Genomic DNA, 20,071 nt, shown 5'->3' on the forward strand with positions numbered 1-20,071 from the left:
GGCGCTCATGGACATGAAAAGGAATGCAGAAACGATCGGAAGAGACCATGAGGAAGGCCAGAAGCATATTTGGGAAAGGCTGTGGAGTAAAGATGTGTCCTACCGCTGGGATCCTTTAAGTGAGCTGGTGATGAACGCGCTGCTGGAGACAACCGGCCCGTTTGATGGAAAAAGAATGATTGAGGCCGGATCTGGTACAGGTAAAATCTCACTCCGATTGGCCATTGAAGGTGCGGAGGTTACGCTGGTCGATTACGCGCTGCAGGCACTGGAACAGTCGAAGCTCGCATTTAGGCTCAAAAATAGAAATGCTGAATTCATACAGTCTGATATCCGGTCCATGCCGCTTGGCGATAAGGCCTATGATGTATGCTGGAGTGCCGGAGTATTGGAGCATTTTTCGAACGAAGAAAAGGTGAATATCCTGCAGGAAATGGCCCGTATTACCAAGCCGGGAGGCCATATCGTTGTTCTTGTCCCATACAGCGGCTGTTTGCCTTACCGGATGGGTAAATCCTTTGCGGAGCAAGCAGGTTCATGGCCATATGGTGTGGAAATGCCTGTTGAGTCGCTAAAGGATTCATTCAGCAAAGCCGGAATACAGCCGGTTGAAGAGCGGGAAATCGGATTTTTGGAGAGTTTGGATTTCATTGACTTTATTCCGGATGGTGGCAGTGTCAAAGCATGGTTGAGGCACTGGTACAGCAGCCTGGAAATAGAAGAGCAGCGGCTGTTTCCAGGCTATCTGCTGCTGACTCATGGCAAAGTTGTCTAGAAACGTAATGAAGCTCCGGTCGAAGGTAAATACCTTCTAACCGGAGCTCCCGTATTTCTGCAGAAACTTTTCGATAATGCGTTCCTTGATGAACTCGGCACGATGGCTCCAGCTTTCCGTTCGTGCGATCTCTTGTCGTGCCTGAATCCATTCAGGGGTACGATCTTTAAGAAGCGCTTCATCCAGATGCCTGAGAAACTGGGCAGGAGAACGGCCAATTCGGACATGCTTCTGCATGCTGACTTCTGGTAAATCGGTGCTGATCACGGGCAGTCCCGCAGCCATGTATTCATACATTTTGACTGGATTGGCTGCACTCGTTACCTTGCGGACCTCAAACGGAATAATGGCTGCATCAAAATGGCTTGCATACAGGGGCAGGCTTTCATACTCCCTGTTTCCCAGCCAATGAACGTTAGGAAGATCAGAAAGTGAATCAGGTCCACCACATGTAATCTGACCGATGAAAACAAAGGTATATTGAGGGCGTTCCACGGCCAGCATTCGGATTAATGAGTAGTCCAGCCAGGAAGCGACAGCGCCCCAGAAGCCGATCACGGGCTCCGTTGTGCGACATATCGTACAATCCTTCTCTTCCGGAATCGTTAACGGTGTTTTCTGGACTCCTTGGGCAAAATGTGTGTAATCCGCTGCATTGCGGACCAGATGTACCTGCGGATGTTTCGGGGCTGCGGAATCGTAAATGATTCGCGAAGCGCAGAGAACGATGTCAGCAGCCTGAATTTTACGATCCTCCCATACGGCAAAAGGAGCAAACTCCTCCTCTGTTGTGTCAGCCAGGTCGGAGATGACCATACTTGTGTTAAAGCTTGGGAGGCTATCGACATAAGGGCCGTGCGTGAGCCACATGACATAAGGCTGACTGAGGTTCAATGCCTCGACATCCTGGCATACCGCGAAATGATCGTTGAGAACGACAAAGGGATGTTCGCGGTCTTGCGTGACATTACAATATATGACGTTAAAGTTAAGCAGGCTCAAATGATAGAGCAGCTGCTGCGGCCGCTGGCGGTGTACCTGGTAATCAAAGCAAGGGAGATACAGTATGGGCGGCATCGTTAATGGTTCCGGCATCAGGTGATCCTCCTTAAAGGATAGTTAAGGGCGCATGGAAGCAGCTCGGAGCAGCAGCGGTAAGCGAATGCCAGATTTGACAGGAATGGAATACCGGAGTGTTAATTTCTCAGTCAGACAGGCTGCTCTGGCGACCAGCGCGTAAGTATTGTTGGAATAGCTGCCGAGGTGCATCGCTGCGGCGTCCAGACAAGTGGAAGACGAACATTGTTGTGCAATACTTGCGTAGAGCAGAATTTCCTCTAGAGCAGGGATCCGCTGTTTATCACTCGAAAATGATTGTACCCACTGCAAGCACCAAGCATGGAGTACATGAACAGGCGCAGACAGCAGACCTGCAATGACGGAAGCGGGCAGGGAAGGAGCAGATGAGCGTTCATAAAAAGCCGTGAGCAGCTGCATAACCTGCGGGTAAGCGCGGCACTGGAGAAGGAGCTGAAGCGCATAGGCGAGTTCTTTTGCGGAAGGGAGTTCATGATTTCGGCCAGAGAGATAAGCATGTATCGTTGTAAGCGGCGAATGGATCAACTGCAGTTGTTCTTCCACATGGGCTGCAGCATCCGAGTCCTGTGCTTTCCAGGCAGCAGACCATAGATAGGATGTCCAGAAGGGGTCTTCGGGCCAGCTGGATGAGGAGGCCAGCAGTTCCGTGTATAAGCGGCTGCCTGGCTCTGACGCATATCGTAGCATGATTGTAATCCAAAGCTGCCGTTGCTCAGAGAGCGCTCGTGTCTGTATGATGAATTCCAGCCAATCCTCACTGCCTGTATTTAAAGCTGCCGGGATAAGGATATCCAGTTGTTTCTGCAAAATAGAGGTTTTACGGGGAATGATCCAGTCCAGCATCGAACGCGAGTTTCCAGATAAGAGGGAGCAATGTAGAGCATCAGCCCAAGCCGGCAAATAATCCGGATGATGCAATAAAGTATGCTGGTAATGAAAAAGTGCCCGTTCTGGGTGCAGTATTTTCTCTGAAAGCCTGCCTGAGAGCCATGAAGTGCGGTATGTGCCGCTTCCGGCTGTGGAGGAATACATGGGTTTGGCTTTACCTTGGACAGAGGCTTTTAGCATCCAGTCATATGCTTCGCCGTAGGCTTCTTTCTGTGTGAGCAGTATACCTTTGAGCTCCAGCAAATCCGTAAAGCCCGGATAGTTTGTTATCCCTTGTTCAGTTATGACTTCAGCTAATTCATAGTGTCCTGTCATATACAGGGCATATGCCGCTTTTAAATATACATCGGAAATAAATCCGGATTCCGGGTTCTGTTCATACACGGGTATTAGATGCTTGAGTGATTCTTCGTATTGGCCTTCCTGAAAATACTCCGTTCCCAGCGCATACCGTAATTGTACATTCAAAGGATCTTTCTGTAGGGAGGCCTGAATAAGCTCGAGATTGCGCAAGTGTTTATTTTTTTGATCAATCTCGGATTGTAGGTAGCCATAGTGCTTGATTTGTAATGGAGCATACGGAATTGGACGCCGTGTAAGCTCAAGGATGCTCTCCGCAGCGTTTTCATGGATGGCTCCGCGGAAACGAAGATTAGGATGGTTCCGGAATAGCCGGCACACGGAATCCGTAAAATAGGCTTCTTCGGAAAATGTATCGTAATAGCTAATTATTGGAATATAAAAGCCTGCAATGCGGTCGTCACTCGTCAGCATATCAGACAACACATCCGCATCCCAATTATCGGCTTCTTCATCTGCATCAAGAACTAAAATCCAGGAAAACGTGGCCATATCCAGTACACGGTTTCTAGCCTCAGCAAAATCGTTATTCCATTCCAATTCAATAATACGGGCGCCATATTTCATGGCGATGGACCGGGTATGATCTGTGGAACCCGTGTCGCCTATAATGATTTCGGAGACCAGCTCCCGTACGGAACGCAAGCATCGATCCAGATGCTGCTCTTCATTTTTAACGATCATACAAAGGGATATGTCTTGGGGCGGCATGATGTGCGGCTCCTTTATTCGTATTCTTCATACAAAGGCAGCATACGGATAGCACGGCGGATCACGGATTGATGGGGCTGATCATTCAGAACCTGAAGCAGACGAGTTTCCGTGAAAGAGGTCAGCAAGCGGCTGAAAGACCGTTTTTGATCCGTAAAGGGAGCAGCGGGGGAGGCATGAAGGGGGGCGAGTAGAGCTTCGACTGATTTCAGCGCGTCTTCTGTTTTTCCGGAATAATAGCTGAACTCGATTTGCTTCATTGGACTCAACACACCAGTTTCCATAAACGCTCCGGAGTGCTGAAGTTGAGTTCCTTCCGACAGCAGTTTGCAAATGAGCAGCAATGGTTCGTTCTCGGGAGAATCGTTATTTATCTGAGAATTCTTAAGCAGCATATACGCAGCATGATAACAACGGTTTGCCATGAGCAGCTTGATCATAACGTTCATCTTTTCAGGGGAGTTTATTTTGAAATGATCATTCACAAGAGAAGGGATGAGATGCTCCTGAAGATTTGTTTTCATCAACATGATGATTTTATTCAAGGGCAGGCGCATACCCGGTTCAAGCTTGATGGTCTCGGCATACCAGTGAATTGCCTGCGCGTCATCTCCGGCATCCTCATACATTTGACCTAGTCCGAGCGTGGACAGGTAAGTTCCGGCTCCGGTTTCAGTATGATAATACACGGGAGCTGGACCGGATTCGACTGCTTTCAGGAAAGCTCCTTCCGCTTTGATTAACTGCCCCGAAGAGAGATAAACAACGCCCTTCAGATGATGGAGGTCTGTATAATCTGGATAATGAATAAGTCCTATGCTGCATACAGACACGGCTTCCTCTGCATGACCCAAAGCGAACAGACAACGTGCTTCGTATTTGAACAGCAGATGGTAGTAGCTGATTTCAGTCGCAGCGAATTGTTTGGCCTGCCTTATATGATGCAGCGCCGAATCATGCTCGTTCATCCGCATGTATTCCACGGCCATGTTGTAATGATGAAACGGATCCTCGGGTTCGGTCTGCAATGCTTGCTGGAGCAGTTCCACATTTCTGCGGATTTTATCTTTGGCAGCGACTATACCGCTGCTGTATCCATAATGATGGATTTTGATATTGGTGATGTGAAGCTTTGCAGCGGGGCGATGCTCGGTGATAGAAGCAGCTATTTGTTCATGGATTCTTCCGCGGAAACGATGTTCCGGGCGCCGGCGAAACATGCGAAGCAGGGGATTGACGGTAGCGGTTGCAGAGTGGATATGATCGCTGATGTGATTTTGCACCTGCAAGAAAAAACCTTCGAATTCCATATGCTTGGCGCACAGATGCAGCTCCGCTATATCATTCGCGTCAAGCTCTTCATCAGCGTCCATAAATAGAATCCACGGCCTGCGAGCAAGCTCAATGCCTGCATTCCGGGCTTTGGCAAAATCGCCTTCCCACGGGATTTGAAGAACTTGTGCTCCGAACTGGCGTGCAATTTGAACCGTATCATCCGTGGAGCCTGTATCGACAACGATGATCTGGTCGACGGCCTTATGAACGCTTTTCAGGCAGCGGGCAAGGTTCGAAGCTTCATTCCGGACGATCATGCAGAGGGAGATCCCGGTTGCGTTTTTGCTCATCGATGCATCTCCTTTGTCTGTCGTCCCAAGACATGTGCCACCCGGATCTTTGCAGCTGACGTAAGGCAGACCGAAGCTGACTGGCTTCTTGCAAAAGAGTTGCGGCACCAGGAGATGATGCATGCGCCTGCTCCAGATAATCTGCCGCCAGATGCAAATAACATATGGCGGCGCCAATGGAAGCTTGAGCGAGTGACGGATCATTTAGCGTAATATTTTCGAATAATCGTACCGCTTCTGTGTAATGGCCCTTGTCGTATAAAATTTCGGCCAGCATATGTGCCCCTTCATCGTCGAGTGCTTGAACCTCAAGCAGGGATATAAACAAATCCGCTGACTCAAGCACATAACCTTCCTTGTATAATGCTTTGGCTAAGATGAGAGGTCCCATATTTTCCAGAACAGACAATCTGCGTGCCAGATCCGTTAAGCCAATGGAGACGGATTGTTGAATCAGCGTGTGGATCAGCTGAGTTTCTTCTTTCTGATCTGCAGTTTCGTGTTGAGAGTCCGCCTCTAAGGATTGGAAGAGAAGACGATCAATACACTCAATCGTCTCACGCTTATGTTCATGGATGGATGCCCAGATGTGAGGTTCTAGAGAACCCAGAAGCTGCCATTGCGTAATCAGATGCAGCAATTCGCGTGTAGAATTCGATGCAGGGCTCACAGTGGCTGCATGGTAAAAGAAGGAATGGGCTTCCTTTAATTTGTTCGAACGAATCAAGGATGATGCATAGAGGGTACTAATTTCATCCTCGGTGATCCACTGGGCAGGGCATAGCCGGATGATTTCCTCATCCGCTCCAATACAGTCGAGTGAACGGAGCAAAATACTCCACTGTTGCTTGTTGCGGGGCTGTATTGTTTTTAGGAGGAGTTTACTAATCTCTTCATCGGAAGCATGAAGTCTGTGAAAGGATGTTGCCAAACCTTGGGCTGCAGGGGAATATGAAAGATGGAGCTGAATGGCTTCATAAAAAAGCCGCGCTGCCTCCTCGGGTTGTTGAAGCTTCAGGGAGATTTCCCCCATTTTACTTAAGGGTTTGTAGCTATTTATGCCTGCTTCCGTTACATAGGTGCTGGAAGTACACTCGACTGCTTTACGGTAAGCTTCGAATGCTCTTTCCCATAGACCTTGCATCTCCAGACATTGACCATGAAGGAAATGAATATCTGCATAGTCCGGATAACGTTCGGTTTCATGAAGACATATCAGCCCAGCTTGCTGCGCTTCGTTTAGATCCAGCATGATTTTAACCAGATCTTTAATTAAAGTTGGCCGGAAATAAGCGTTGGAAGGCGCATGCTGCTTAGCTTGAAGCATGTATTTTTTGGCTTCCGGGATATTGCCCCCCTGACAGTGTGTAATTCCCAGATGATAGAGATAGTATGGGTTTTCAGGTTCTTCCTTCAAAGCATTCATAAGTATATGGTAATTCCGTTCCAGTTTGTTTTTGTTCCATATGTTATGGGATAAGTATCCCGTATGTTTCATTTCGATGCCGGAATCTTTGATTTTATCTCTACCTGAGAAGAGGAGAATGGAAGGTTCAATTTCTTCATGGATCTTACCTTCAAACTGATATTCCTGGCGGTTTCGAAATAGGCGGAGCGAACGATGATATAACATATCTTCCTCCGAATGGCTTAACAGATTTATGATGGTGATGTCGTAGGCTTCGACTTGGCTTTCTTCGATCAGCAGCCGGATCTCATCCATACTAGTGAGGAGTTCTTCATCTGCATCGATGACCAATATCCAGTCTGTTGTCGCATAACGCAATGCTTCATTTCTGGCCATTGAGAAATCATTTTGCCATTTCATTGAAATAACATCGGCGCCATATTGTTTGGCAATATGGATGGTATCATCTTGTGATCCCGTATCAACCACGATGATTTCATCCGCAAGCTTAACGGAATTTAGACAATTATGAATGATTTCAGATTCATCCTTAACGATCAGATGGATGCCAATTGTGGACATCGTTTGTTTTCCTCCTTCTTGAAGGAGGAGTATACGGTGACCCGTATACTCCTCAGCCAATCTTCACAGGATGATGCATCATCCCATTTTATATTGTATTAATAGAAGAAGCTTTAAGTTCCTTGGGCATTGAGGATGACATTGATCGTGGATGGCAGGCCTGCTGAAGCTGATTGATAGGACACACGGGTGTATTTAAGGAAACGTGCAGGTACCAGCACATCCACGGAACCCGCTGCTAACGGATTATCTCCGGTTGTATCCACATAATAATTTGTACCATCGGCACTGATTTCGATTTGAGTATTTACCGGATTGGCACCGCTATTGTGCACGAAGAAAGAATACACGCCAAGGACGCTTGTTGTAACAGCAGGGAGCGGTGTCAAAGCATCGGCTGTTGTGATACCGATGTCAGGCTGCTCGACAAAGCTCTTTTGTGATATAGAGGTAATACTGCTCAAGGTACCCGCAGTAATCGTCGTTCCGAGCACGGCTGTGATTGTACCGTTCAGGATGTTGGTTATGGTACCAGCAGAAGACAGGGTACCTGCCGTAATGGTGGCGCCGAGCACGCTGGTGATCGTACCGTTTAAGATGTCGGTCACGGTACCCGCGGAGGAGAGAGTACCCGCCGTAATGGTGGCGCCGAGCACGCTGGTGATCGTACCGTTTAAAATGTCGGTGACCGTACCTGCGGAGGAGAGAGTACCCGCTGTAATGGTGGCGCCGAGCACGCTGGTGATCGTACCGTTTAAGATGTCGGTGACCGTACCTGCGGAGGAGAGAGTACCCGCTGTAATGGTGGCGCCGAGCACGCTGGTGATCGTACCGTTTAAGATGTCGGTCACGGTACCCGCGGAGGAGAGAGTACCTGCTGTAATGGTGGCGCCGAGCACGCTGGTGATCGTACCGTTTAAAATGTCGGTCACGGTACCCGCTGAGGAGAGAGTACCCGCCGTAATGGTGGCGCCGAGCACGCTGGTGATCGTACCGTTTAAGATGTCGGTCACGGTACCTGCGGAGGAGAGGGTACCCGCTGTAATGGTGGCGCCGAGCACGCTGGTGATCGTACCGTTTAAGATGTCGGTCACGGTACCTGCAGAAGACAGAGTACCTGCCGTAATGGTTGTGCCCAGTACACTGGTGATCGTACCACCAAGAATGATGGTAGTGAGGTTGCCTGCCGTATCTGTGGCGACAACGTGGCTGGTGTTAGTGGCGTCACGACCGTAAATAAGCATACGCAAATTGTTCGGGTCATTTTGGAAAATACTGTAGTTTGGCATATAATCACTCCTTTATTTCAAAATAGGAAATCTTTCGATTGTTTGAATTCCGTTCGGTTTAAAGAATACGTCAGCTATTTATGTGTTCGGTTAGGTATGCGCCGCATTAAGCCTCCTTACTTAGAATGTCTTCTGATATGATATGGCTTGATGACTTTAAGAGAAACGGCATGTGCACGCAGATGTGATATTTTAAGGAACGTTCTAACCATGCGCGAGCGTTGAAACAATGGGTGTTGTATGCTATCATAATAGGTATTCTAATCTATGAAATGAACAAATTACGGTCGGGGGAAGCTTCCTTTTCTCGGCCTTTTTCATGGGGAAATGAACGTCCAATTGAGGAGAGACGGTACTTTTGAAAACTCTAGTGATTGCGGAAAAACCGGATATGGGACGAAATATTGCGGCGGTGATTGAACCGAAGGCCAAAAATGCCCGCACCTACATAGAAGGTGAGCATTACATCATTACTTGGGCGATCGGGCATCTCATTGGTTTAGCCGAACCGGATGTGTACGACGATAAATATAAAAAGTGGAATATAAACGATTTGCCGATTATCCCAGAGCAGTTTAAGCTGAAACCGAATCCGAAGACCAAGGATCAGTTAAAAGTGATTGCCGACCTTTCCAAACGGAGCGACAGACTCATAAACGCCTGTGACGCCGGGCGCGAGGGCCAGCATATCTTTTCCTTGATTCAACAGCATCTGAAAATGCGGCAGCCGGTAAAACGTCTTTGGATATCGGACTTAACACCGGAAACGATAAGAAAAGGATTCGATGAGCTGAAAGATGGCAGCGAGTATGAGAATTTGTCCAAGGCGGCCAGAGCAAGAAGTGAGGCGGACTGGCTGATCGGCATGAACGGATCCCGTGCTTTTACGACTAAACACAATGTTTTACTATCGGTAGGACGCGTACAGACACCTGTACTCGCACTCATATATGACCGGCAAAAGGAGATTGACGCGTTCAACTCAGCAAAGTTCTATGATGTGGAAGCCATGTTTAAACAGGGTGATTCCGATTACAAGGGCTTATGGCAAGGGGAACGAATCCAGGACGAGGAGAAAGCCAAGGCAATCGCAGCAAAGGTTCAAGGCAAGGAAGGCATCATCCAGAGCTATGACGTGAAGGATACGAAGGAGTATCCATTCAAGCTGTATGATTTGACTTTGCTTCAACGTGAAGCGAATGCCAAATATAGTTTTTCCGCCAAAAAAACCCTTGATCTTGCCCAGGCATTGTATGAGAAACATAAGGTCATCAGTTATCCGAGAACGACTTCCAATTATGTGACCGAGCAAAATATCCCGCAGATGTACAAGTCACTGGATCAGCTGCGGGGAACGGATTATGTGAAATTCGCCGAGCAGGCTGACAAGAAATACGTTCATAAAAAAAATAAATCAGTCTGCAATCCGTCGAAGGTCGAAGATCATCACGCCATTCTGCCTACCAATAAAATGGCGCGGAATCTGGCTCCGGATGAAGCCAAGATCTATGACCTGATTGTAAGGCGCTTTCTGTCGCACTTTTTCCCGCCTGCAGAGTATAAGGTGCATACGATCATGACGGAAGTGGAAAAAGAAGAATTTAAGACCACGATCAAGCAGCTGCTCTCTGAAGGCTGGAAGGTCATCTATGCTGACCAGAAAAAAGATGCCAAGAAAACCCGAGCCAAAAAGGATAAAGAGGACGAGGACGAAGCTCAAAGCGAAGAAGAAGTCACCAGTCCTTTCCACTTAAATGCGAATGAAGGCGTTCTGTGTATCCGGAGTGAGGCGAAGGAAAAAGAGACTCAGCCGCCAAAGCCGTATACGGAGGGTACTCTTCTAAAAGCCATGGAAAGTGCGGGCAAGCAGATTGAGGACGAGGAATTGCGGGATGCCATGAAAGATTCTGGACTTGGGACACCAGCGACTCGTGCCGCCATCATTGAACGACTGAAACAAGTAGGATATATGGTGATGAAGGGTAAACGTATTGTCGTTACTCAAAAGGGGAAAATGGCAGTCGAGGTTATCCGCGGTGCAGGTGTCGACCTTCTGACTTCCCCTGAAATGACAGGGCAATGGGAACGCCGGCTGAATGAAATTGCCAAGGGATCTGCATCCGATGAAGTATTTATGGCGAATGTTAAAAAATTTGCGACGATGATTATCAGCAAGGTAAAGGTGCAGTCCAGAGTAGCGAAGGAATCCTTTGAGGATAAGCCTTCCGAGGATGCCAAACCGCCGCGAAGCCGGAAGAAACCAGCGGCGAAGCCAGGCGAGAATGTGGAAGCTGAGACTGCAAGTAAGGCTAAAAGAACTTCAACGAAAAAGGCAGCTGGAACTGCCAAATCCGGATCGGTACAGAAGCTTCCATCCATACAAGTGCCATCAGAGCGACAGCGCGTAACGACAATCGCAGGAATCGCACCATGTCCAAGAGCAGGCTGCCAAGGCACGCTGATTATGGGACGGCGCGGTTATGGCTGCTCTCATTACAAAACGGGGTGCAAGTTCGTCATTTGGAAGGATCAGTTCGGCATTTCGCTTGAACCGGAAGATATTGCTTCACTTGCGGGAGGCCGAAAGACATCGAGAGACTTTGCTTTGGACGATAACGGACAGCAAAGGCAGGGATATTTAGTCCTGCTGGACCCGGAAACAGGGGCAATCGGAATAGACTCATAACGTTTCTGGAATTTATCATTCGACTGAGAAATAAAACAACGGCCCTAGTTCAAGGGCCGTTGTTTTATTTCCTGTTTGATTTTAACGTCGATAATATTCGGTATTTCTTCAATAGATGAAATGGTATAAAACGAACTTCCGGGCTCCTGCTGCAGCTCGACCATATTGTATACCCATTCATCGGACTGTTTGATATAAATGCTTTGCAGTCCGGCAGTCAGTGCCGGAACGACATCCGTCCGCAGTGAATTGCCAATCATCCAGGTAGAGGAGCGGTCAAACGATCCTCTTTGCAATATCTGCTCCAGTGTGGATTCATTTTTATGCTGTGTAATGTAAATCCGGTTATCGAAATAGGTACTCAGCTTCATCTGATCAATTTTACGCTGCTGAATAGCCGTTTCCCCGCCGGTATACAGATATAAGTAATGACCTTCCTTTTGCAGGGTCTCCAGGGTTTCCACCATGCCAGGGTAGGGCTCTACTTCCTGTTCGTATACGCTTAGTCCCAGCTTGTTCAGCTGCTGTTCTTCTTCCAGATGGATGGGGCGATTCAATTTCCGGCAGAAATAGCGGTAGGTTTCGATCAGGGAATTTGGAAAGTTTCCGCTGCTGAAGCCTGTTTTGCTTACTTGTGCGACATCGATTTCGATCTGCTTTTGACGGATTTCATCAGTCGAAAGATTCTCATGCCCGAGCCAATGATGCACCAGCTCGAAAAATTCACCCAGAACAAGACCGAAGTATTTATTGCAATGGATGAGAGTGTCATCCAGATCAAATAAAATATGCTGCTTTAATGTGTTAGTCAACAAGCTTCACTCCTTATAGACGCATGTAAGATTCCAGGAACATCTGGAGCTCCGACGCACCGTCTGGACGGATACTGAATTTTTCCGTGTCTTCTGCTCCAAGATGAATCCGCAGCAGACCTGCTACTCGCAGGATCATCAAATGATGTTTGAGCGATTCCTCTGTTTGATCCAAATCCCGGACCATTTCATCAAGGGAATGAGGCTTTTCCGCTACATAGCGAAGCAGGCGCAGTCTCTTGGGATCGGATAGGGCGTGGGTCATCCGCAGCAAGCAGGTTGGGGGCTCGTCCTCATCCTCTTCCGGTACGTCAACAGGATACTGAATCAGCATCATTTTTTTATAGAAGCAATACGTATTGATGGGACGGTTATGGACTGTCGGGAAAAGAACAATCGTTTGAACTTCAGGGGCATTTTCGATGACCAGCCCGCCTGAAGCATATTCAACGAGGCTCATGGGATCCATTTTGGTGAGCAGCATTCCCTTTTCCTTAGCATCTTCTTCGATAAGCGGAATGATGCTTGCTTCTACATCTTTAAAATAATTTTCATACCACAGCTCCAGTAGCGGAGTATATTGGTCCCGGATCCTGCGGGCTTCTTCGATCGATAAATTCGGAAGATAGGGAGATGCAGCTTCATGCAGAACTTCTGCGGATGTTTCCTGCAAGCATTCCAGAAAGCTGAGTACGGAATCGCCATTGTTTCGGTGAATAGCCCAGGCGTAGAGCACGTCGAAATCAACAAATGGCCAAGCCGCAGTTTGGGAAAGGGCAGCAGAGACATCTGAGGAAAGCTTGCTGCTCACTTCACTGATCCATTCAGGTCCAATATCCAGGTTGCGAATCCACTTCTTGGAAGTATATACCATAAAACTGCCGAGCAGTTCGTAAATGGGTGAAACGTCAACTTTCACTTCATAGTTCATGAAAAGGGTAACCTCCTATGAAATCAGTGCATCTCCTTCATTATGGCTTGTTGAGTGTCGGGTTGTCCACTATAATGTTCAAGTAGTTTGCCCGGATATATCGAAGGAGGAAATTTTAAAGTGTCTCAATCAAGCAGCATGAATCGCAGCTCGTCTTTTCATTATGTCATATTACTCACCGTTATTGTAGCAGCAGGGGTTAGCCAGGGGCTGCTTTTGCCCCTTTTATCCATTTTTCTGGAACAAATGGGCGTTTCGTCTTCCATGAACGGTTTAAATGCAGCCGCACTCTATGTCGGTTCCTTCGCGATGACGCTCGTCGCTGAACGGACTCTCGGGGCGCTCGGCTTTAAGAAACTGGTAAGTGCCGGTCTTGTGCTGGTTCTGGTTTCTGTCATATTGTTTCCGCTTGTACCAAACATCAAGTTTTGGTTTATCCTCCGGCTTCTGGTTGGCATCGGAGATAGTGCGGTGCATTATTCCGCCCAGCTTTGGGTGCTGCTGGTTACCCCAGAAGAAAACAGAGGTCGAAATATTTCGATATACGGTATGTCGTATGGCCTGGGATTTAGTCTAGGCCCGCTCGGCATACCGCTCCTCCATATTGGAAACAGCATACCCTTTATCGCTCTTGCCATACTGGTCTTGCTGGTACTGATTCTGGTGTTGATGAAGCTTCCGGATCTTCGTCCAGAGAAGCTTAAAGAGGGGGAGCGTCCGGTGAAAAGATTCCGCCGCAGCTATGCGTGGGCATGGTATGCCCTCATTCCGGCTTTGCTATACGGTTATATGGAATCGGGAATAAACAGTAACTTCCCTGTATACGGGTTACGTGTGGGACTGAACGAACAGCAAATCGCGTTCCTGCTGCCTTTCATCGGAATCGGGGGGCTTGTGCTTCAACTGCCGCTGGGGATGCTAAGTGACCGCTTCGGAAGGAAACGGATTTTGATCATTTGCGGAATTCTCGGCGGTCTGGCGTTCATGCTGGTACCTATGGCCGGCACTTCCACAGTAGGGATTCTGCTCCTGCTTATGATTGCCGGCGGGATGATCGGCTCTTTCTTCTCCCTTGGTCTTGCTTACGCGGCTGATATACTCCCCAAGGTGCTGCTGCCTGCGGCCAATGTGATCGCGTCCTTTCATTTTAATATAGGGAGCATAGCGGGACCCAATATTGGAGGGACCTTGATGCAATATGGATGGAATGCGGGAATGTTTATCGTACTTGGGTCGGGTTTCATTATATTCGCTTTTCTTGGAGTAGCCGTAAGGAAAAAATCTTTGGAAAATGCCGGAATCCTATAGCTGTACTCCTGAAAAAGAATGCTTTATGATAGTATGAAGAGAACGAGAGACCAGAGGAGAAATGTCATGATTAGAATCCAGCATTTAACCAAGTCCGTCGGAGTAGATAAAATACCTGTACTCAAGGACATTTCACTTGATTTTCAGCGGGGGGAACTGATCGCTCTAGTGGGTGCGAGCGGAAGCGGTAAAAGCACGCTGCTGCGCTGTCTGGCCATGAAAGAGAAGTGGGATAAAGGGACCTTCGTGGTTAACGGATTTGATGTCTTGAAGGATCCGTTTGCCGGGAAAAGAAAAATAAAACGCGAATGGGCATACTTAGAGCAAAATCCTCATTTAAACCCCAATCGCACGGCCTTGAAAAATGTGCTGATCGGACAAGCAGGGCAAACGCCGCTTTGGAGAATGGCTACCGGCATGGTTCGGTCAGATGATTATATGGGTGCCATGGATGTCATTGAGCAGCTGGGGCTGCTGGAAAAAGCCCATCAAAAATGTGATAAACTTAGTGGCGGAGAGCGGCAAAGAATTGCGATTGCACGTGCCCTTGTTCACGGGGCCAAGGTAATTCTGGCGGATGAGCCCGTCATCGGACTGGATCCCAAATCGCAGGAGAGCGTTATGGAGACGCTGAAAAAGCTTTGCGAAGAAGAGAGAGTCACGGTACTAACTGTACTGCCGATTGAGCTTGCAGAACGTTACGCAACGCGGATAATGGCAATATCCGGCGGGGAAATGGCATTTGATATTTCTGGACGCCGGCTCACGGTTCGCGAACGAAATATGTTATAAAGCCTCTTAAACAGGCTTTGGATAGAAAAGAGTGATTCATTTTGGTAAAACGCTACTGGATCTATTTCCCTGCCGCATTTCTTTTGATGCTTCTGCTAAGTGGCTGCTCGTTTATCAGTGACCCGGTCCTGATGATGCAAACACCGCAGCTGTCTGCTGAAAAGGAATCATTGCGGTCCATCATTATGGCCCAGCTGCCTGAGGATGCCAACCTGATCCGGTCAAACGAAGAAGACGATACGAATGTCATACATTTTGTTGATCTCGATAATGATGGCATAAGTGAAGCGGTCGTATTTTACGAGACACCGGATCAAAACATCGGCGTTCACGGTATTATCTTTAAAAAAAGCAATGATACTTGGGTCAAGCAAATAACCTTTGATGGTGTAGGTAAGGTTCTGGAATCCCTTTATTTCAAAGATATGACTAACGATGGTAAAGTGGATATCGTAGCTGGATTTTCAATGGGTAACGAAGAGACTCAGAACCGTGTTTTTATATACAGCTACAATGGTAAGAGTCTGGAAAGGGTGCTGGAGCGTCCTTATACGAATTTTGTCATCAGCGATATGAACAAAGATCATATTAATGATCTTACGATCGTGGATCTCAAACATGGGGAAAGCAACTTCATTACGACGTTCCAATACGATGAAGGCAGCTTTGTCGAACTGGACAGACTTGAACTGAAGCCGTATATTTACGAATATTACAATATTGTCGCAGGTAAAGTGTTTGTCGATCAAGAAGGAAACAGCATCGAGGGAATTGTACTGGATGCTACACTCTCTACGGTCGGAGACGCTTCCTTCACGAGCATCATCGTTATGCAGGATGGTAAACTCAAATCGGTGTTCGAGAAGGATGACCAGACGTTCAGGCAATCCAGGATTTTTAGCGAAGATGTTAACAATGATGGTATTATTGAGATTCCTCTGCTGACAAAGCCGGCTGGATGGGAGTATTTTGACCAGAAGGAAATCCCTTATTTTTATTCTTATTACCAGTGGGATGGAAAGACCGGTTTGAAATTCATCGCAGAGAAATACCATGATAAGAAAAATGATTTCGATTTCGGGTTTTTTCCTCCGCAATGGCATAACAAAATTACGGTGGATACCAAATCCCAAAAAGATAAATATTTGCGGTTTTACATGATTGGCACAGGAAAAACAGTCGCGGAGATTAAGTTCTTCTCGCAGACCGAGTGGGAAAAGCAGCATGAAGACTGGAAATATCTGTCCCGGAATAGTGGAAAGGTCATTGGCTATAAAAAGAGCGCCGACTTTGACCTGAACAATAACAAAAGTAAATCAAAGGACGAGGTACCTCCGATAGAAAGGAAGGACAAGCAAAGTGAGTAAAGTATTGATTTTGGAAGATGAAGATTCCATCCGCAGTTTTATCGTAATCAATTTAAAACGCAACGGTTTTGATGTGCTAGAGGCATCCAATGGCAATGAAGCGCTTGACCTTTTAATGAGTACTCCGGATATTGATATTGCGCTGCTGGACGTGATGGTGCCGGGCATTGACGGCTTTGAGGTGTGCCGGCGCATTCGTGAAACGAATGAGCGTTTGGGCATTATTTTCTTGACCGCCAAGGTTCAGGAACAAGACAAGGTCTATGCCTTGTCGGTGGGTGCTGACGATCATGTCAGTAAGCCATTCAGTCCAACCGAGCTGATCGCAAGAATTCAGTCTCTGCTCCGCAGAGTCAATGTACATCGTGAAACCTCAGCGAAGGTTAGTTTTCAGTCCGGACCATTTGCTCTGGATTTAATTTCCAAACAGTTTAAAAAGAACGGGCATAATATTGAACTTACACCGACAGAATTCTCACTGGTGCAATTTTTTCTAGAAAAAGAAAATACCCCGCTCAGCCGGGACGTGCTTCTCGATCACGTATGGGGCAAGGAATATATGGGGGATCCGAAAATCGTTGACGTAAACATCCGCCGTCTGCGCCAAAAGATTGAAGATAATCCTTCCGAGCCCGAGTTTCTCCAGACCGTATGGGGTCACGGGTATAAATGGAAGGGTCAGGGACAATGATCAAGAAAGGCATTCGCCGGCAGATCGTCATGCATTACTTCATCGTGGTGTTTTCGACGCTGCTGTTGGCCGAAGTCATTTTTTTGCTAGCCATACGAAGTTATTATTATGACAGCATAAACAGCCATATTACGCAGCATATCAAACAAGTGGAGGAGTACCAGAAATTTGGTACCTCCTCCAATGAAGGTAAAGATGACCTTGGAAATTTGCTCATGGTATACAAGCTCAATTATACCGAGATGCAGATTCTTAATATCCAGGGTGATGTTCTTATTAACTCTTCTGATTTTCAGCCTGATGTTTCCATTAAGACCAGTGATATCTCCCAGGCTCAATCCGGGAATATCGGCAGATGGGTTGGCCGGCAGCCAAACACAGGGGAAGATGTCATGGCGGTCTCCAAGATGGAACAGGACAATGGACGAGATTCTTATATCGTCAGATACGTCACTTCACTGGAAAAAGTTAATGCGAAATTGTTTAATGTCACATTGATCGCGACGGCGGTAGCTGCCGCAGTGCTGGCTCTCGTCTTGGCGTTCAGCTTGGGACTGGCGAATTCGATTGTCAAACCGCTAAACACCATTACTGCCGTTTCGGCGCAAATGGCCAGGGGCAAATTCAATATCAGAATTAAAGGCAATTACAAGTATGAGCTGGGAGAACTTGCTTCAACACTAAATTATATGGCACAGGAAATTGTACGCAGTAACCAGGTAAAAGATGACTTCATTTCCTCCATTTCTCATGAGCTTAGGACACCTCTAACGAGTATCAAAGGCTGGAGTGAAACCATTAACTCGGGTGGATATGATCCTGAAGAGACGAAGATTGGCATGGAGATTATCACCAAGGAGACGGAGCGTTTGATTGGACTGGTGGAAGAAATTCTTGATTTCTCCAAGCTGCAGCAAAATGAGATGAAGGTGTCATTTGCACGTGTTGATCTGAAGGAACTGCTCCAGGAAATTATGTTGAATTTGTGGACTAAAGCAGAGAAGCGTACTATTGAGCTTCGCCTTGATTCGGTCGATAAGCCCCTCGTCGAAGGGGATGCCAACCGGCTGAAGCAGGTCTTTTTAAACCTGATAGATAATGCCATTAAATTCTCACATGAAAACTCGGCAATCGACTTGTTCGTATCCTTTGAGGGCAATAATGTGGTCGTTCAGGTACATGATACGGGAATCGGCATAAGTGAAGACCATTTGGTTAGAGTAAAAGACCGTTTCTTCCAGGTCGATCCGCTGAACGGTGGTACGGGTCTGGGGCTGGCCATTTCACAGCAGTTGGTTGAACTTCATCACGGTATTCTGCTGATTCAAAGTGAGCTGGATGTAGGTACCACCATTGTGGTTAGGCTGCCGAGACTGCTTGAAGCTGAGGAATCCGAAATTCCTCAGCTCCCAGGAGCGGAAACAACACAGGATTAAGACATCATGAAAAGAGCGAAATCCGCGAGTGGCGGCTTTCGCTCTTTTGTATATGAGAACCGGTAACTCCGAATATTATGAGGATAAGCCCTCGGCACGAAGACGACCTGTCTTTTCGTATACATCCTGAAGCAAGCGGGAAGGCTGGGTACGAACCGTTGGTTTTGGCAGTACGGTTTCATAAGGCCCGATGACAACCACTTGATCAGCCGTTCCTTTAATGACTGCACCTTCCTTGATCACTGCACCTTCACCGATAATGGCACGTTCAATATGGACATTGCGCCCAATTTTAACGTTTGGCATTACGATGCTGTCTTTGATCTCGGAGAATTTGCCGACTTCAACACCGCAAAACACGACAGACTGATAAGCCGATCCATCCATCGAGCTGGTCTCGGAAATCAGACAATTTGCTGCCACTCCCGTTCTGGTTTTATGCGAATTAACCTTTGTGCGCCACGGACGTGAATACATTGGCCATTCACTGTTATGCAGCTTCCAGGAGGAATCATTGGCCAGCAGATCCATATGAGCTTCCCACAGGCTATTGACGGTACCAACGTCTTTCCAGTAACCATCGAAGCGGTAAGCGAACATACGGTTTTGCTCGTTTAGCATTTTTGGAATCAAGTCTTTCCCGAAATCATGACTGGAAGATGAATCAGCTGCATCCTCCAACAGATGACGGCGAAGATAATCCCATTGGAAAAGATAAATGCCCATGGAAGCCAAATTGCTTTCCGGTTCTGCAGGTTTTTCTGCAAATTCAGAAATGCGGAGCTCATCGTTTACACTCATCACTCCGAAACGGCTCGCTTCTTCCCAAGGAACCTCCATTACGGAAATTGTGGCTTCGGCTCCTTGCTGCTTGTGAAATTGAAGCATTTTATTGTAATCCATGTGGTAAATATGATCTCCCGAAAGAATAAGAACATGTTCAGGATGTTGACCGTCTATATATTCAATGTTTTTATAGATGGCGTCAGCTGTTCCTAAGTATTCTGCGGATCCTGTATTGTAGGAAGGGAGCAGGGTAATTCCGTTCTCTCCTTTATTCTGGAGACCCCATGGTTCACCTTCTCCGATATGTTTATGGAGCGATTCTGCCTCATACTGTGTAAGGACACCGATCGTATCGATACCCGAATTCACACAGTTGCTGAGAGGAAAATCGATTATGCGGTAGCGACCGCCAAAAGGTACAGCCGGCTTTGCCTGTTTAGATGTCAGAGGTGCGAGTCTGCGGCCTTCACCTCCGGCAAGCAACATGGCGATGCAATCTTTCTTATTCATGTCGTTTCCCTCCCAA

15 protein-coding genes are annotated in these 20,071 nt (G+C 47.3%); 7 read left to right on the forward strand and 8 right to left on the reverse strand.

Features of this window, described 5'->3' with window-relative positions; genetic code table 11:
* Window positions 1–7: 7 nt before the first annotated feature.
* Window positions 8–775: a class I SAM-dependent methyltransferase gene (locus KJS65_RS05270; RefSeq protein WP_244864383.1), complete on the forward strand. Its 768-nt coding sequence runs from the start codon at window positions 8–10 to the stop codon at window positions 773–775.
* Window positions 776–811: 36 nt separating this feature from the next.
* On the opposite strand, the gene KJS65_RS05275 is transcribed toward KJS65_RS05270, so the two are convergent.
* From KJS65_RS05275 to KJS65_RS05295, 5 genes are all read right to left on the reverse strand, one after another.
* Window positions 812–1,870: a glycosyltransferase gene (locus KJS65_RS05275; protein ID WP_213648883.1), complete on the reverse strand. Its 1,059-nt coding sequence runs from the start codon at window positions 1,868–1,870 to the stop codon at window positions 812–814.
* Between the two features lie 24 nt (window positions 1,871–1,894).
* Entirely contained in the window at window positions 1,895–3,832 is a 1,938-nt protein-coding gene (locus tag KJS65_RS05280; protein ID WP_213648884.1) for a glycosyltransferase, read from the reverse strand.
* Window positions 3,833–3,846: 14 nt separating this feature from the next.
* Window positions 3,847–5,457: a glycosyltransferase family 2 protein gene (locus tag KJS65_RS05285; protein ID WP_213648885.1), complete on the reverse strand. Its 1,611-nt coding sequence runs from the start codon at window positions 5,455–5,457 to the stop codon at window positions 3,847–3,849.
* Window positions 5,408–7,447: a glycosyltransferase gene (locus tag KJS65_RS05290; RefSeq protein WP_213648886.1), complete on the reverse strand. Its 2,040-nt coding sequence runs from the start codon at window positions 7,445–7,447 to the stop codon at window positions 5,408–5,410. The genes KJS65_RS05285 and KJS65_RS05290 overlap by 50 nt, the downstream gene beginning before the upstream one ends.
* Before the next feature lie 113 nt (window positions 7,448–7,560).
* Window positions 7,561–8,736 (reverse strand): DUF6385 domain-containing protein, encoded by a 1,176-nt coding sequence (locus tag KJS65_RS05295; protein WP_244864384.1) that lies wholly within the window; start codon window positions 8,734–8,736, stop codon window positions 7,561–7,563.
* 358 nt (window positions 8,737–9,094) lie between these two features.
* On the opposite strand from KJS65_RS05295, the gene KJS65_RS05300 reads away from it, so the two are divergent.
* Complete coding sequence (locus KJS65_RS05300; protein WP_213648887.1) at window positions 9,095–11,422, forward strand: DNA topoisomerase 3; 2,328 nt, start codon at window positions 9,095–9,097, stop codon at window positions 11,420–11,422.
* A gap of 44 nt (window positions 11,423–11,466) precedes the next feature.
* On the opposite strand, the gene KJS65_RS05305 is transcribed toward KJS65_RS05300, so the two are convergent.
* Window positions 11,467–12,234, reverse strand: a complete 768-nt coding sequence (locus tag KJS65_RS05305; protein ID WP_213648888.1) for an HAD family hydrolase — start codon at window positions 12,232–12,234, stop codon at window positions 11,467–11,469.
* A 13-nt stretch (window positions 12,235–12,247) separates the two neighbouring features.
* Window positions 12,248–13,165, reverse strand: coding sequence for an ArsR/SmtB family transcription factor (locus tag KJS65_RS05310; RefSeq protein WP_213648889.1), 918 nt, complete (start codon window positions 13,163–13,165; stop codon window positions 12,248–12,250).
* 138 nt (window positions 13,166–13,303) lie between these two features.
* On the opposite strand from KJS65_RS05310, the gene KJS65_RS05315 reads away from it, so the two are divergent.
* From KJS65_RS05315 to KJS65_RS05335, 5 genes are all read left to right on the forward strand, one after another.
* Entirely contained in the window at window positions 13,304–14,473 is a 1,170-nt protein-coding gene (locus tag KJS65_RS05315; RefSeq protein ID WP_213650649.1) for an MFS transporter, read from the forward strand.
* Between the two features lie 66 nt (window positions 14,474–14,539).
* A complete protein-coding gene (locus KJS65_RS05320) occupies window positions 14,540–15,265 on the forward strand; it encodes a phosphonate ABC transporter ATP-binding protein (RefSeq protein ID WP_213648890.1) in 726 nt (241 codons plus the stop codon).
* Between the two features lie 41 nt (window positions 15,266–15,306).
* Complete coding sequence (locus KJS65_RS05325; protein ID WP_213648891.1) at window positions 15,307–16,632, forward strand: hypothetical protein; 1,326 nt, start codon at window positions 15,307–15,309, stop codon at window positions 16,630–16,632.
* Window positions 16,625–17,323: a response regulator transcription factor gene (locus tag KJS65_RS05330; RefSeq protein WP_136605902.1), complete on the forward strand. Its 699-nt coding sequence runs from the start codon at window positions 16,625–16,627 to the stop codon at window positions 17,321–17,323. The genes KJS65_RS05325 and KJS65_RS05330 overlap by 8 nt, the downstream gene beginning before the upstream one ends.
* Window positions 17,320–18,759 (forward strand): HAMP domain-containing sensor histidine kinase, encoded by a 1,440-nt coding sequence (locus tag KJS65_RS05335; RefSeq protein ID WP_213648892.1) that lies wholly within the window; start codon window positions 17,320–17,322, stop codon window positions 18,757–18,759. Before KJS65_RS05330 ends, KJS65_RS05335 begins: the two co-directional genes overlap by 4 nt.
* A 75-nt stretch (window positions 18,760–18,834) precedes the next feature.
* Here KJS65_RS05335 and KJS65_RS05340 read toward each other — a convergent pair whose 3' ends face one another.
* Entirely contained in the window at window positions 18,835–20,055 is a 1,221-nt protein-coding gene (locus tag KJS65_RS05340; RefSeq protein WP_213648893.1) for a glucose-1-phosphate adenylyltransferase, read from the reverse strand.
* Window positions 20,056–20,071 lie beyond the last annotated feature (16 nt).

It is taken from the genome of Paenibacillus sp. J23TS9 (genome assembly GCF_018403225.1).
In the GTDB taxonomy this organism is placed as follows: domain Bacteria; phylum Bacillota; class Bacilli; order Paenibacillales; family Paenibacillaceae; genus Paenibacillus_AQ.

Bases quoted from the DNA above. Each gene is read 5' to 3' on its own strand.
- KJS65_RS05315 (WP_213650649.1), top strand. From the start codon at position 13,304: ATGAATCGCAGCTCGTCTTTTCATTATGTCATATTACTCACCGTTATT.
- KJS65_RS05270 (WP_244864383.1), top strand. From the start codon at position 8: ATGGACATGAAAAGGAATGCAGAAACGATCGGAAGAGACCATGAGGAA.
- KJS65_RS05275 (WP_213648883.1), bottom strand. From the start codon at position 1,870: ATGCCGGAACCATTAACGATGCCGCCCATACTGTATCTCCCTTGCTTT.
- KJS65_RS05320 (WP_213648890.1), top strand. From the start codon at position 14,540: ATGATTAGAATCCAGCATTTAACCAAGTCCGTCGGAGTAGATAAAATA.
- KJS65_RS05280 (WP_213648884.1), bottom strand. From the start codon at position 3,832: ATGCCGCCCCAAGACATATCCCTTTGTATGATCGTTAAAAATGAAGAG.
- KJS65_RS05340 (WP_213648893.1), bottom strand. From the start codon at position 20,055: ATGAATAAGAAAGATTGCATCGCCATGTTGCTTGCCGGAGGTGAAGGC.
- KJS65_RS05335 (WP_213648892.1), top strand. From the start codon at position 17,320: ATGATCAAGAAAGGCATTCGCCGGCAGATCGTCATGCATTACTTCATC.
- KJS65_RS05285 (WP_213648885.1), bottom strand. From the start codon at position 5,457: ATGAGCAAAAACGCAACCGGGATCTCCCTCTGCATGATCGTCCGGAAT.
- KJS65_RS05290 (WP_213648886.1), bottom strand. From the start codon at position 7,447: ATGTCCACAATTGGCATCCATCTGATCGTTAAGGATGAATCTGAAATC.
- KJS65_RS05295 (WP_244864384.1), bottom strand. From the start codon at position 8,736: ATGCCAAACTACAGTATTTTCCAAAATGACCCGAACAATTTGCGTATG.
- KJS65_RS05310 (WP_213648889.1), bottom strand. From the start codon at position 13,165: ATGAACTATGAAGTGAAAGTTGACGTTTCACCCATTTACGAACTGCTC.